A 14,330-nucleotide genomic window follows, 5' to 3' on the forward strand; every position below is an offset into this window, starting at 1 on the left:
CCCCAATGTACAGCGTGCCGTTTGCAGGCCAGGATGTAAACGCAGAACTGCTTGTCCATAGCGCCCAACGCCAAACTGGATTCCCGCTTTCGCGGGAATGACGGCCATAACACCGAACCACGTTACCCACGAATTTGTCGCGCACCGCTCGGCAAGTCGTGCGCCTCGTGGGAACTTGCGGCGGCGATCTTATAAGTCTAGCTCTTTCCGAGGACTTTCGGAAGATCGCCGCCGACGCGGACCGCCGCTTCGGCCGCGGGTATCGTTGCGCCGCGGGCGGCCGCGGAAGGGCGAGAAGGTCGTTGGCACGGTGGCGAAGAGCGTGAAACACACCCCAGGGCTCTGGGATGCGATGGCGCCAAGGCGAAGGCCAAAGGACTCACGCTACACGAGGCGATGCGCCAAGCGCTGCGCGAATGGGTCGGCGCCCGCTGAGCGCGCCGGTCTCGGGCCCCCGGAGGTAGCAACGTAACGCCCTTTCGTTTGGCTACAGGCCGGAGAGCGCATACCCGGAGAGGACTCGCACCTCTTTGTCCATGCACGCTCACACTAGGGAGCACGACCTCCGGCCGCGCTGAACTCGGCTCTGTCAATGTCTCAGTTCTGAGTCGGTGCCGCCGGTGCGGCTGATGCGGGCTCGCTGGCGCGGGTTTCGAGGGTGAAGAAGAAGGTGGCGCCTTTTTCGGGCGCTCCCTCGGCCCAGACGCGACCGCCGTGGCGTTGAATGATGCGCTCCACCGTGGCCAGGCCGATGCCGGTGCCCTCGAACTCGGCGACGCCGTGCAACCGCTCGAACGGCCGAAACAGCTTGTGAACATAGGCCATCTCAAAGCCGGCGCCATCGTCGCGAACGAAGTAGACCGGGTGCGGTGTGCGCAAAATGGCATGGGTGCTGGCACCGAACTCGATGCGTGCGGTCGGGTGCTTGCTGGTGTACTTCCAGGCATTGCCGAGCAGATTCTCCAGCACCACCCGCAGCAGCCGGGCATCGCCGTTAGCTACGACATCCTCGGCGATCACAAAGGTCACGGCGCGTTGGGGCTCCCCCTGTTGCAGCTCGGTTGCGATTGCTTGCGCCAGCTCGCTTAGATTGACGCGCTCGCGGCGCATGGCGCGGCGCGTGACCTGGGACAGGCCCAAGAGATCATCGATCAGCTCGCCCATCCGCTGCGCCGCCACCCGCACTTGGCGCAGATAATTGCGCCCCTGCTCGTCCAACCGTTCGGCGCAGTCGGCCAACAGCAGGTGACAGTAGCCGTCGAGTCCGCGCAAGGGTTGGCGCAGATCGTGCGACACCGAGTAGCAAAAGGCTTCGAGTTCGCGGTTGCTCGCCGTCAGCTCGGCGGTGCGCTCCGCCACCCGCCGCTCGAGCTCGGCGTTGAGCGAGCGGACCTCGTCCTCCGCCCACTTGCGGTCGCTGATGTCCATGATCACGGCTTGCAGGCCTAACAGGTTCTCCCCCGATTGAATCAGGCGGCTCGAACTGTGGAGCCAGCGAATCGCGCCGGACTTGGTCACGGCTCGAAACTCGCGCGGGCCCGGTTTGCCGGCGATCGCCACCATAAAACTTCCCATCAGCGCTTCAAGATCGGGTGGATAGATGAAGTCCGCAAAGCGCCGCCCGACCATTTCCGACGGCTGGTAGCCGGCGGTCTGCTCGATCACCTGACTGATGTAAGTAATGACCCCGTCAGTGGTGACCACACAGACCACCTCGTTGAGATTCTCGACCAGATCGCGGTACTTCTCTTCCGACTGCCGCAGGGCTTCTTCCGCGCGGTGGCGGGCGCGGGCGTAGCGGATGGCGCGGCCGAGGAGGTTGGCGTCGACGTGTCCCTTGACGAGAAAATCCTGCGCCCCCGCCTGCACCGCCCGGGCCGACAACGCGATGTCGTCGCTGCTGGTCAAGACGATCACGGGCAGGTGCGGCGCGGCCGCGTGCACCCGGGCGAAAGTGTCGAGCCCCCAGCTGTCGGGTAAGCCGAGATCCAGCAGGACGAGGTCAAAGGCGGCAGTCGCCAGCTGCTCGATGCCATCCTTAAGCGAGCTAGCGCCGGTCAACTGGAATGACATGTGCGGCACCCGGCGCAGCATGGCGGCGAGGAAGCGGTGATCGCTGGCGTTATCCTCGATCAACAGGAGATCGAAATGCTCGTTCTCGCCATCGGGTACTGCGGCAACTGCTTTGGCTTTCACTGCAACCACACCTGTCTTCGAGTCGTTCTCATACCGATATCTAAACCCATACGCCACCGGCAACCGCGCTGCCGTTGGCGCAGCAATTCGCGTGCACAGTGAGTGCCGGCGATCACGGGCCGGCCATGGGCGAACGGCCCGACGATCACTACGGCACCGGCGCCAAGTTCGTATCGAAATGCCAGTATCTTGCCCGCCGGCCAACGGTACGGCCCGATACACGAAAGCTGCAGGCGACTGGTCAGATGCCCGGCTTGGTGCGAACGTCGGACTGCAGTCGCCGGCTTGACTGGGCTCTGATGGTCTCGTAGCGTCGGCTCGCTGGAGGCACGGGATGGTAGAGAAAACCATTGAGCTGACCGGGGCGTCGGCCAATAGTATCGAGGACGCCGTCAACATCGCTCTGGCGCGAGCGGCCGTCACCATCGACGGGATTCGCCACGTGCACATTGAAGACATCGCTGCCAGCGTTGAGAACGGCGCGGTGGCCACCTGGCGGGTGCGCATCCGCATCACCTTTGCGGTGCAGGACCGCTTGCACGAATGAGCGCGGGCCCACGCGCCATGCCGCTGGCCTGAGCCCCGATAGCTATGGAAGCCAAACTCCGGGAGGTCTGGCCTGGTATCTTTCTGGTGCACCTGCCGCTGCCGATGCGGCCCACCATCGTCAACGTGTACCTGCTCCACAGTGCCGGCGAGTGGGCACTGGTGGACACGGGGATCAATAGCAGCGACAGCATTCAGGCCTTCGAGGCGGCTGTGCGCGCCGCCGGCGGTACGCCCTCAAAGATCGGCAAGATCATCTGCACCCATCATCACCCCGATCATTTCGGTGCCTCGAAGGCGTTGAAAGAACTCACCGGCGCGCAGCTGCTCATTCATCGTGCCGAGCACGAACGCACGCGCATCTTCAACGTCTTGGACCGGCCACCTGAGACGGCGCAGTACTTCTACGCCAACGGCTTCCCGATCGACCGCTATATGAATGTACCCTCGCCGGGCGAGTTCTGGGCCGGCCTGTTCGTAGCAGCGGCCCCGGACGCGTTTCTCGAGGACGGCGATATCATCCGCGTCGGCGAGCTCGAGCTCGAAGTGATCTGGACTCCGGGGCACGCCCCCGGGCACTGTGTGCTCCACCTGCGCAAGGAGAAGCTGTTGTTCGCCGGCGACCACCTGCTGCCCAAGATCACGCCGCACGTGGGCTATTTTCCCGGCGGACCGGAAGACCCGCTGGGTGATTTCCTCGACTCCCAGCGCAAGGTGCAACGCTGGGAGGTGTCGATGATCTTGCCGGCACACGGCGGCATTTTCACCGACCACCGCCACCGCGCCAACCAGATCATTCAGCACCACGATTACCGGCTGCGCGAGATGCTCGACTTCGTCCGGCGCGCCCCCCACACCGCCTACGAGGTCGCGATCCACGCCTTCGCGCTCGATGAGGATAGCCCGATGATGGTGCGCTTTCCGGCGACCTTCGAGACCCTCGCCCACCTCGAGCATCTGTGCCAGCGCGGCTGGGCCGAAAAAGACCTTCGCAACGATCGCATCTATTACCGCGGTCGCCGATGAAGCCCGCCGCGGCCAGTGCCGCCCTCGCGTTTCTTGTCACCGTTCTCGGCGGGCTCGCAGCCGCAGTGGCAGCCGAGGTGCCGGCGCGCCCGAGCGCAGGCTGCGCTGCACCCGCAGCCGCGAACGGCCGCCGGCTGGAGCGGACCATCGTGGTCAGCGGCGTGAGTCGGTCCTATGTCCTAGATGTCCCCGCATCCACCGAGCCGTCGCGTCCAGTACCGCTGCTGTTCGACTTCCACGGCCTGGGGCACAGCGGCGGCGGCGTGTGGGCGGTGTCGGAGTTCCGCCAGCTGGCGGAGCGCGATGGTTTCATTACCGTCTATCCGGACGGGTTGACTGTGACTCTCAACACCGGGACGCAGCAACTCGAAGGCACCGGCTGGGAAATCGCCGCGGCCGACTCGAATCGCGACCTGAAATTCACCGCTCTGCTGCTCGATCACCTGGAGGCGACCTATTGCATCGACCGCGCCCGCGTCTTTGCCACCGGGTTTTCCAATGGCGCGTTCTTCAGTCACCTGCTCGGGTGTGTGATGGCGGATCGTTTTGCCGCGATCGCGCCGGTGAGCGGCGGGCGGGCTCCGGCAGCATGTGCGCCGTCACGCGGGGTAGCGGTGCTGATCTATCATGGCCGGCAAGACCAGCGCGTGCCGGTGCAGCATGCACGGGTTGCGCGTGATGCCTGGTTGGCGCTCAACCGCTGTCGCGAACACGCCAGCAACGGTTGCGAAGAGCATCGCCAATGCCGCGACGGCGCGGTGGTGGAGTACTGCGAGGCCGACTTTGCCCACCGTTGGCCGGCGCTGGCCACGGCCCACATCTGGGAGTTCTTTCAGGCGCACCCGCTGGCGGCGGCAGCGCGCGGGCCGCCAGCAATACTGCCCTCGACCCCGGCGGGTACCCGGGCCACGCATTGAGTCGGGGCGCCGGCTCGGTTACATAGAGCCACCATGGCCATCGCGCTTGGGTCCGATTATCCGTTGCTGGCAGCCGTTGAGTCGCCGGCCGACATAAAGAAACTGGACGACGGTGGTCTGCGCGCGCTGGCCGACGAGATCCGAACCTTCATTATCGAGTCGGTAACGCGCACCGGTGGCCACCTGGGGGCCGGGCTGGGGGTGGTCGAGCTGACGCTGGCGCTATTTGCCGAGTTCGACTTCAATCAGCACGACAAGCTGGTATGGGACGTCGGACATCAGTGCTATCCGCACAAGATCGTGACCGGCCGCGCCGCCGCGTTCGACTCCTTGCGCCAAGCGGGCGGGCTGTCCGGTTTCCCCGATCCCGCCGAGTCCGAGTTCGACACCGTCAAGACCGGCCACGGCGGGACGAGCATTTCCACCGCTGTCGGCCTGGCGCTGGCCTGGCGAGCGCACCCCGAGTGCGCCACGCGCAAGGCGGTGGCGGTGATCGGCGACGGCTCGCTGCAAGAAGGCAACGCCTACGAAGCCCTGAACCACGGCGGTACTTTCAAGGACCTCAACCTGGTGGTTGTGCTCAACGACAACAACATGAGCATCAGCCCGAGCGTCGGCGCCATGAGCGGCTACCTCTCGCGGGTGCGCAGCTCGACCTGGCTGCAAACGCGGCTGCGCACGATGCAGCGGGCCATCAAGCAGATCCCGGGCGTGGGCTCGAACCTCGAAGACGTGCTCCAGCGCTGGTATCACTCGCTGCAAGGCATCCTGCCCCAACATGCGCTGGGGATCATCTTCGAGGAGTTCGGTTTCTTCTATTACGGCCCGATCGACGGCCACGACGTCGGCGCGCTGCGGCGCGCCTTTCGCGACACCCGCTGGATGAAGCGGCCGGTGCTCATCCACGTCGTCACCACCAAGGGGCGCGGCTACAAGGACGATGAGCCCGAGATCACCTGCTACCACGCTGCTCCCCCCAGCGCCGCCGTCACCGCCCAGATCGGCAAGGAGTACCCGGAGCAAGGCGGCCAGAGCTTCACCGCCGCCTTCGCCGAGCAGGCCATCAAGATGGCCGAGCGTGATCCGCGCCTGGTCGTGATCACGGCGGCGATGCTCGATGGCACCGGACTGACCAAGTTTCAGCAGCGCTTCCCCGAGCGCTGTTTCGACGTCGGCATGGCGGAGCAACACGCGGTGGCGATGGCCGCCGGCTTGGCCCTGGCCGGCTACTGGCCGATCTGTGCGATCTACTCCACCTTCCTCCAACGCGCCTACGACCAGGTGTTTCAGGAAGTGGCGTTGCAAAAGGCCCGCGTCCTCTTCTGTCTCGATCGTGGCGGCCTGGTCGGCTCCGATGGCGCCACCCACAACGGCGTGTTCGACATCGGCTACTTGCGCTGTCTGCCCAATTTCGCCCTGATGGCGCCGCGCGATGCCGGGGAGTTGGGTCAGATGATGGAGCTGGCCGCATCGTGGGACGGACCCGTGGCCATCCGTTTTCCGCGCGGCACCGGCGCCGCTGCGGGCGAGCGGCTGGCACACCGCCCCTTCGGCTTGGGCCAGGCCGAGCGCGTCGCCGACGGCAGCGACGGTTGCATCCTGGCTTACGGGCCGCTGACTTACACCGCCCTCGACGTGCGCCGGCGGATTCAGGAGCAAAGCGGTCAAACCTTGGCCGTGGTCAACGCCCGCTTCGTCAAGCCGCTCGATGAGCAACTCATCCGGGAAGAGCTCGAGCGCCAGCCGGTGGTGTTCACGCTGGAAGATCACGCGCTCGCCGGCGGGTTCGGCTCAGCGGTGGCCGAGTTTGCCCTCACGCGCCTGGAGAATTCCGCCCCTGCCGGCAGGCTGCAGCTGCTCGCCGTTCCCGACCGCTTCATCGATCATGGGGATCGCACCGAACAGTTGGCCGAGGCCGGGTTGGACATCGAGACTCTCACCAGCCGGATCAGTGCGCGGGTGGCACTGGCGTCGCCGGCGGTGCGGCCGATCAAGCGCGTCGGTCAAGCCGCTCGCCGCTGAGCACCGGCGCAGAAATTCCGCCCGTCGCTCGCGCCGGCAAAGAAAGCAGGAAAGCTCGATGGATTTCCAGCTGAGCGAAGAACAGCGAGCACTGCAAGCAACGGTGCGCGAGTTGGCCGACCGGGAGCTCGCCCCCTTGGCCGCGCTGTGGGATCGCCAGGCGCGTGTGCCGCAAGCGCACGAGCTCGCTGCGCTGCTCAAAATGGGGTTGCACGGCATGTGCCTGCCTTCGCGCTACGGCGGTGGCGACCAGGACCTGCTGTCAGCGATCCTGGTGATCGAGCAGCTCGCGCGGGTCTCGCCGCTATGCGCCGCCGGCGTCTTCGAGTCGAACGTGGGACCGGTGCGCGTGATCGAGAAGTTCGGCACCGAGGAGCAAAAGCAGCGATTCCTGCCCGCGGTTTGCCGGGGCGAGATGCAGATCAGCGTCGGCATGACCGAGGCCGAAGCTGGTAGCGCGCTGACCAGCCTGCGGACCAAGGCCGAGAAGGCCGGCGGCGGCTGGGTTTTGAATGGCCGCAAGTGTTTCTGTACCGGCGGCGGTCATAGCGAGGCTTACCTGGTCTATTGCCGCTTCGGTGACGTGCCGGGCGCCAGAGGCATCGGGGCGATCGTTGTCGACAAAGACACCCCCGGCTTCAGTTTCGGCAAGCAGGAGCATTTCCTGGGGTTTCGCGGTTTCCCTTCTTGTGACCTTATCTTCGAGGACTGTTTCGTTCCCGCACACAATCTAGTGGTCGAGCCGGGCGGCTTTGCCGGGTTGATGCAGTGCTTCGACATCGAGCGCTGCGGCAATGCCACCATGGCGCTCGGCATCGCCACCGGCGCACTCGAGTATGCCACCCAATACGCCTTGCAGCGTCACACCTTCAGCCGGCCCATCTGCGAGCGGCAGGCGATTCAGCTGATGATCGCCGACATGGCCACCCGCGTCGAGGCGGCGCGCTTGTTGGTCTACCGCGCGGCGGTGAGCGCTGCCGGCGGCTTCCCCTCGGTCCAGCAGACCTCGATGGCCAAGGTCTTCGCCAACGAGACCGCCAAGGCGGTAACCGATATGGCGCTCGAAATCCTCGGCGGGTATGGTTACAGCACCGAGTACCCGGTGGAGCGTATGCTGCGCGACAGCCGCGGCTGGCCCGTCGCCGGGGGCACGCTGCAAATCCAGAAGATCATCATCGCCGCCACCGTATTCGGGCGGCCTTTCGATCAGCGCAAGTAGTGTCAGGGGGCGGGGCGCCGAGCGGGCGGAGGGAATCGCATGAGAACTGTCGCTGAGCTCATTCGCTGGCGCGCCAAGCAACATGCCGAGCGCGTGGCGCTGGAGTACGCCGGCCGGTGGACGACCTACGCCGAACTCGATCGCCGCGCCAACCAAGTGGCCAACGCCCTGGTGCGCTGCGGGGTGCAACCGGGCGAGCACGTCTGCGTGCTCGACCACAATCACGCTCACATGTTCGAGACCATCTTCGGTATCGCCAAGGCGGGGGCGGTCTTTACGCCGATCAACTGGCGCCTGGCGCCGCCGGAGATGGCATTTCTGATCAACGACGGCAAAGCCCGGGTGGTGTTCGCCGGCCCGTCCTTCAGCGCTGCCCTCGGCTCGATCGAGCAGCAACTCGACACTGCCGGCACGATCGTCTGCTACGCCGAGGCGCACGAGCGCTGGCAGCCGTACGAAACTTGGCGTGACGCCGCCGCCACCACCGACCCTCGGCACGACGGCGGCGAGGACGACACCGCTTGGCAGCTCTACACCAGCGGTACCACGGGCACGCCCAAGGGCGCCGAGATCACCCACCGCAACCTTTTGACCGTGCTCGCCAACGGGTTGCTGCCCGGGATCAGTGTAACCCCGGGCGAGCGCGCGCTCGTCTGCCTGCCGCTGTATCACATCGGCGGCGCCGGCTACGCCCTGACCCTGTTGTACGCCGGGATGACGGCCGTTGTCGCCAACGTCTTCGACCCGGCGCAGATTCTGCGCCTGCTCGAGGAGCGCCGCATCACCCAGGCGTTTCTCGTGCCCACGATGATCAACTTCCTGCTGCAGACGCCGGCGTGCGCCGCCACCGACTTCAGCGCCCTCAAGACCATCATCTACGGGGCCTCGGCCATACCGGTCGATCTGCTCGAACGCGCCCTCGCCGGCTTCGGCTGCTCGTTCGTGCAGGCCTACGGTCTGACGGAGACCACCGGCGCCATCTGCTATCTGCCGGCGGCCGATCACCTGCCGGGCAGCGCGCGGCTGAAGTCCGCCGGCCAGCCGGCTTTCGGCATCGACATCCGCACGGTCAACGCTAGCGGTGACTTGTGCTCACCCGGGGAGGTAGGCGAGATCGTCGTCCGCGGCGATGCGGTGATGAAGGGCTATTGGAATCAACCCGAGGCCACGCGCGCGGCCATCGTCGATGGCTGGTTTCACACCGGCGATGCCGGGTACTTCGATGATGCCGGCTACCTGTACATCCACGACCGCGTCAAGGACATGATCGTCTCGGGCGCCGAAAACATCTACCCCGCCGAGGTCGAGCGGGTGTTGGCCCAGCATCCGGCGGTGTTCGACGTCGCCGTCATCGGCGTGCCTGACGAGCGCTGGGGCGAAGCGGTCAAGGCGGTGGTGCAGCTGCGGCCGGGCGCGCAGGCGAGCGAGAGCGAGCTGATCGCGCATTGCCGCGGCCGCATCGCCGACTACAAGTGCCCGAAGTCGGTCGATTTCTGCGCGGTCATCCCGCGTAACCCCAGCGGCAAAGCCCTCAAACGTGAGCTGCGCGAGCCTTACTGGCGCAACCGCAGCCGGCGCGTAAACTGAACGGAGAGATGATTATGGCAGCACCCGCAGCACAGTTGCACAGCGATGCCGGGGCGAGCGCGCGGGTGTTACGCTTGCGCCAGCGCATTGTCCACGCGCCGCGCGAGGCCTGCGTCGAACGCGCGCGCTATCTCACCCGCTCGATGGCGGCCAACTGGAGCGATCCGCCGCTGACCCGGATGAGCAAGGCGCTGGCGGAGGTGCTCGATAACATCAGTATCATCATCCGCGATGACGAGGTGATCGTCGGCTGCCGCACCAGCAAGCTCAAGGGCGCCCCGTTCTTCCCCGAGAACAAGGCGCGCTGGATCGAGCAGGATGCCGGCGGCTTGGCCGCGCGCACCATCCAGCGGGTGCTCATCAGCGACGCCGAGCGCGACGAGCTGGTGCAGGAGATCCTGCCGTTTTGGCGCGGGCGCACGGTCGAGGACCGCTTCGAGGTGCTGCTCCCGAGCGACGTCAACGAGGACATGCAGAAGTTCGTCTTCGGCGTATTGCTGGAGATCACTTACGGTATCGGACACTTCACCATGAACCACCGCCGCCTGCTGGCACAGGGCCTTGGCGGTATCATGGCCGCGGCCCGTGAAAAGCTGGCGGCACTAAGCCCCGACAAGCACGGCACCGACGAGGCGCTGTTCTTCGCGGCCGTCATCCGCTCGCTGGGGGCCGCCATCCATTTCGCGCACCGCTACGCCGAGGAGGCTGAGCGCCTGGCCGGGCGCGCGCGCGACCCCCAGCGCCGCGCGGAGCTGCGCGAGATCGCCCGCGTCTGCCGCCGCGTTCCCGAGCACCCGGCGGCTAGCTTTCGCGAGGCCGTCCAGTCCGTCTACTTCATGCACCTCGTCGCCCAGATCGAAAGCGGCGGGAACTCGATCTCGCTCGGCCGCATCGACCAGATTCTGGCGCCTTACTACGATGCCGACATCGGCGCCGGCAGAATCACTCCTGGTGAGGCCAAGGAGCTGCTGTCGCTGCTGTTTCTCAAGACCAACGAGATCTGGAACATTCTCGAGGAGCCCTACATTCCCGGCGGCGAGGACACCGAGGGCAAGACCACCCAGAACGTCACCGTCGGCGGCATCGGCGCGGATGGCGCCGATGCCACTTGCGCGCTGAGCTACGTCGGCCTCGAAGCCTATGCCGATGTTCGCACCGTCCAACCCAACTTCGGCGTCCGCGTCGGTCCGGAAGCCCCGGCGGACTTCTGCCAGGCCGCCGTGCGCCATGCGCTAGCCGGCGTGGCGATGCACTTCTTCAACGACGAGGCCATCGTCGAGTCACTGGTAACCGCCGGCCACAGCCTCGAGGACGCCCGTGACTACGGCGTCGTCGGCTGCCTCGAACCCAACGCTCAGGGCAAGACCTTCGGCTCCACCTTCGCCGTGCAGCTCAACGGGCTCAAGTGTCTGGAGCTGGCGCTCAGCAACGGCGTCGACACCGTGTTCGGCAGCCGCGCCGGGCTGGCCACCGGCGACCCCGCCGCATTCGCCTCGTTCGACGACGTCTGGCGCGCATACGACCGGCAGCTGCGCTACTTCCTCGATCAGATCGAACGGGGCATGGCGGCGCTCGATCAGGCGATCGCCGAGATGCTGCCCTCACCGCTGGCTTCGGCCATGATCGACGGGCCGTTGGACAAGGGCCTCGACCTCACCCGCGGGGGCGCGATCTACAATTCCACCGGCGTGCAACTCATCGGCTTCGCCAACGTGGCCGACAGTCTCAGTGCCATCCGTGAGGCGGTGTTCGAGCAGCGGGCGGTAACGGCCGCGGAGCTGGCCCGGCACTTGGCCGAAGATTGGCGCAACGGCGAGGCGCTGCGAACACGCCTTCTCCACCAGATTGAGAAGTACGGCAACGACGATGACCAAGCCGACGCCATGGCGGCCCGGGTGCTCGAACACTTCTGTGAGCAGGTGCGACAGCGGCGCAACATCCGCGGGGGCTCGTTCTGGCCGGGCGCCTTCTCGGTCGGGCTGCACATCGCTATGGGCAGTTTCTCCGGTGCCAGCGCCGATGGCCGCCATGCCAGCGAGATCCTCAGCAACGGCATCACGCCGGTCGAAGGGCGCGCCAAGACCGGCCCGACGGCGCTGCTGAACTCAGTGGCGCGCATGCCGATCCGCTATGCTCCTAACGGCACCAACTTGAACATGCGCTTTAGTCCGAAGTGGCTCAAGGCGCCCATGCTCGCGTCGCTGTTGCAAACCTACTTCCGACTCGGTGGCGCGCAGGTGCAATTGAACATGGTCGACGGCGAGATCCTGCGCCAGGCCCAGCGCAATCCCGAGGCCTACCGCGATCTCGTCGTCCGGGTCAGCGGTTACTCGGCGCTCTTCACCGAGCTGAGCCCGCGCGCCCAGGAAGAGATCATTAGCCGCATGCAGTATTGCGCCTGAGCGTGCGGATATGAGTGAGAGCAGGGGGCCGTTGCTCGAGGTGCTGCGAACGCCCGAGGCGCGCTTCGCGAACCTACCCGGGTACGGCTTTGCGCCACACTATCTCGAGGTCGCAGGGCCGCAAGGCACGCGCCTGCGCATGCATTACCTCGACGAGGGGCCACGCGCCGCACCGGTGGTGCTGTTGCTTCACGGCGAGCCGACCTGGTCGTACTTGTATCGCAAGCTGATCCCGGTGCTGGTGGCGGCCGGGCTGCGCGCGGTGGCGCCGGATCACATCGGGTTCGGGCGTTCGGACAAGCTGGTCACCCGCACGGATTACACCTTCGAGCGTCATCGCGATTGGCTGCGCACTCTGGTGCGCGCCCTGGATCTGGTCAACATCGTGGTGGTCTGCCAAGACTGGGGCGGGCCGATCGGTCTCGGCGTGCTGGCGGGTGAACCGGAGCGGTTCGCGGCCGTGGTCGCGGCCAACACCATCTTGCCCACGGTCGAGCCCGAACTCACTGCCGGTGTACTCGAATGGCGCAGCGACTTGCTGCTGGATTGGATCCTCACCTCGCAGCGGCTAGCCGAATTTCCCGCCGGTGGCATCGTCGCCGGGGTGTGCAAGTCGGCGCTAACACCGGCGGTGATTGCGGCCTACGACGCGCCGTTTCCAGACGAAAGCTACAAGGCGGGGGTGCGGCAGTTCCCGGTGTTGATTCCACTGACGCCGGCTGATCCCGGCGCCGCAATCAACCGGGCCACCTGGGCGGTGCTGGCGCGTTTCGAGCGCCCCTTTGTGACTGCTTTCTCCGACTCCGACCCTGCTACCGCCGGCTGGCAGACGATCTTCCAGCGCGGCGTGCCCGGTGCGCAAGGCCAGCCGCACGTGACCATTGCCGACGCCGGCCACTTTTTGCAGGAAGACGCGGGCGAGGCGTTGGCGGAGGTGATCGTCGCGCTGGCGCGCCGGCTCGGTTGAGGCGGCGCTCGGCCGGTTGTCAGAACTGCATCTCTTGTACGTCGCCGGCTACGCGCAGAGGCGCGGCGGTCGCGGCCCTGACGTCGTCCACGCTCAGTCCGGGCGCGAGCTCGCGCAACCGGAAGCCTTCTTCGTCAACGTCGATCCAGGCCAGGTCGGTGACCACCGACTTGACGCAAGCGAGCGCGGTGGGCGGGTAACTGAGTTGCTCGACCAGCTTGGAGCGGCCGTTGCGCTCGCGGTGATAGCAGACGGCAATCACGCGGGCGCCGCCCGCGGCCATGTCCATCGCGCCGCCGATCCCGCCGCTGCCGTTGGGCGTGCTCCAGTTGGCAAGATCACCGTTCTGCGCCACCTCAAAAGCTCCGAGCACGGTGGTCGAAACGCGTCCGCTGCGTGCCATGGCGAAGGAAGCGTTCGAGTCGAAATACGCCGTCCCGACCACCGGCGTCACCAGTTGCCCGCTGGCGTTGTAGAGGTCGATGTCCTCCTCACCCTCGGCCGGGAATGGGCCGTAGCCGAGGATGCCGTTCTCCGCGTGCAGCGTGATGTCGCGCCCGGCGATGTAGTTGGACACCAGCGTCGGCAGTCCGATGCCGAGGTTGACGTACTCGCCGGCGCGTAGCAGTGCCGCCGCCTTGGCCGCCATCAAGTCGGCGGGCAACCCCACCGGACCGCCGTCGCGCAGCGCGCGCCCCTCTGCGTCGCTTACCCGGCCGACCGATTGGAGGATGTAGCGCAGCACGCCGATGTCGACATGTGTGGTTGTCTGGACGATGCGGTCGACGAAGATCCCGGGGGTTACCACCGCCTCGGGTTCGATGGCGCCGAGGGCGACGACCTCCTTGACCTCGGCGATGGTGGTACGCGCGGCCGAGGCGAACGCCGGCCCGAAATTGCGCATGCCGCGGCGGTAAGTGAGGTTGCCGGCCGGGTCGGCTTGGTAGGCCTGCAGCAGAGCGAAGTCGGCGCTAAGCGCGCGCTCGAAGATGTAGCGCTTGCCGTCGAACACCCGCTCTTCTTTTCCGGCCGCCACCGCGGTGCCCACGCCGGTGGGCGTGAAGAAGCCGGCCAGTCCGGCACCGCCGGCGCGCACGCGCTCGATCAGGGTTCCCTGCGGCACCATTTCGAGTTCGATCTCCCGCGCCTTGACCATGTCGCTGATCGGTGTCGGAATCGCCGGGGCGCCGATGTAGCTGCAGACCAGCTTGCGGATCTGCCGCTTGTCGGCAAGCACATTGAGTGAGGTTGGACCACCAGCCGGCGTGTTGCAGATGACTGTAAGATCCTTGACCCCACGCTCAGCGAGCGCGAGCAGGCAGTCGGTCGGCCACGCCTGCGGCGGGCCGAAGCTGTGGACGAGGAGGGTGGCGCCGTCGTTGATATCGGCGACGGCCTCGCGTGCGGATGAGCAAATCGTCTTGGTCGCCATGGCTGGTCCGGATGTC

Annotated in this window: 10 protein-coding genes; 8 read left to right on the forward strand and 2 right to left on the reverse strand. The window is 66.3% G+C overall.

What is annotated here, in order from left to right:
- Nucleotides 1-597: 597 nt before the first annotated feature.
- Nucleotides 598-2,196, reverse strand: a complete 1,599-nt coding sequence (locus HY699_20030; protein ID MBI4518099.1) for a PAS domain S-box protein — start codon at nt 2,194-2,196, stop codon at nt 598-600.
- A 334-nt stretch (nt 2,197-2,530) separates the two neighbouring features.
- Here HY699_20030 and HY699_20035 point away from each other — a divergent pair, with 334 nt between their 5' ends.
- From HY699_20035 to HY699_20070, 8 genes are read left to right on the forward strand one after another with little or no spacing between them, the layout of a single operon-like run.
- The gene (locus tag HY699_20035) at nt 2,531-2,743 is read left to right on the forward strand and encodes a dodecin domain-containing protein (protein ID MBI4518100.1); all 213 of its coding nucleotides are present in this window, start codon (nt 2,531-2,533) and stop codon (nt 2,741-2,743) included.
- Nucleotides 2,744-2,787: 44 nt separating this feature from the next.
- A complete protein-coding gene (locus HY699_20040) occupies nt 2,788-3,768 on the forward strand; it encodes an MBL fold metallo-hydrolase (GenBank protein ID MBI4518101.1) in 981 nt (326 codons plus the stop codon).
- Complete coding sequence (locus tag HY699_20045) at nt 3,765-4,685, forward strand: hypothetical protein (GenBank protein MBI4518102.1); 921 nt, start codon at nt 3,765-3,767, stop codon at nt 4,683-4,685. The genes HY699_20040 and HY699_20045 overlap by 4 nt, the downstream gene beginning before the upstream one ends.
- A gap of 33 nt (nt 4,686-4,718) precedes the next feature.
- Nucleotides 4,719-6,707, forward strand: a complete 1,989-nt coding sequence (locus HY699_20050; protein ID MBI4518103.1) for a 1-deoxy-D-xylulose-5-phosphate synthase — start codon at nt 4,719-4,721, stop codon at nt 6,705-6,707.
- Between the two features lie 58 nt (nt 6,708-6,765).
- Entirely contained in the window at nt 6,766-7,926 is a 1,161-nt protein-coding gene (locus HY699_20055; protein ID MBI4518104.1) for an acyl-CoA dehydrogenase family protein, read from the forward strand.
- Nucleotides 7,927-7,965: 39 nt separating this feature from the next.
- The gene (locus HY699_20060; GenBank protein MBI4518105.1) at nt 7,966-9,513 is read left to right on the forward strand and encodes a fatty acid--CoA ligase; all 1,548 of its coding nucleotides are present in this window, start codon (nt 7,966-7,968) and stop codon (nt 9,511-9,513) included.
- A 14-nt stretch (nt 9,514-9,527) separates the two neighbouring features.
- Entirely contained in the window at nt 9,528-11,915 is a 2,388-nt protein-coding gene (locus HY699_20065) for a hypothetical protein (protein MBI4518106.1), read from the forward strand.
- Nucleotides 11,916-11,925: 10 nt separating this feature from the next.
- On the forward strand, nt 11,926-12,882 hold the full coding sequence (locus tag HY699_20070; protein MBI4518107.1) for a haloalkane dehalogenase: 957 nt from the start codon (nt 11,926-11,928) through the stop codon (nt 12,880-12,882).
- A 19-nt stretch (nt 12,883-12,901) separates the two neighbouring features.
- Here HY699_20070 and HY699_20075 read toward each other — a convergent pair whose 3' ends face one another.
- Complete coding sequence (locus HY699_20075; GenBank protein ID MBI4518108.1) at nt 12,902-14,314, reverse strand: 3-oxoacid CoA-transferase subunit A; 1,413 nt, start codon at nt 14,312-14,314, stop codon at nt 12,902-12,904.
- Nucleotides 14,315-14,330: the final 16 nt, after the last annotated feature.

The sequence above is a fragment of the Deltaproteobacteria bacterium genome (assembly GCA_016210005.1).
Lineage (GTDB): Bacteria > Desulfobacterota > Binatia > HRBIN30 > JACQVA1 > JACQVA1.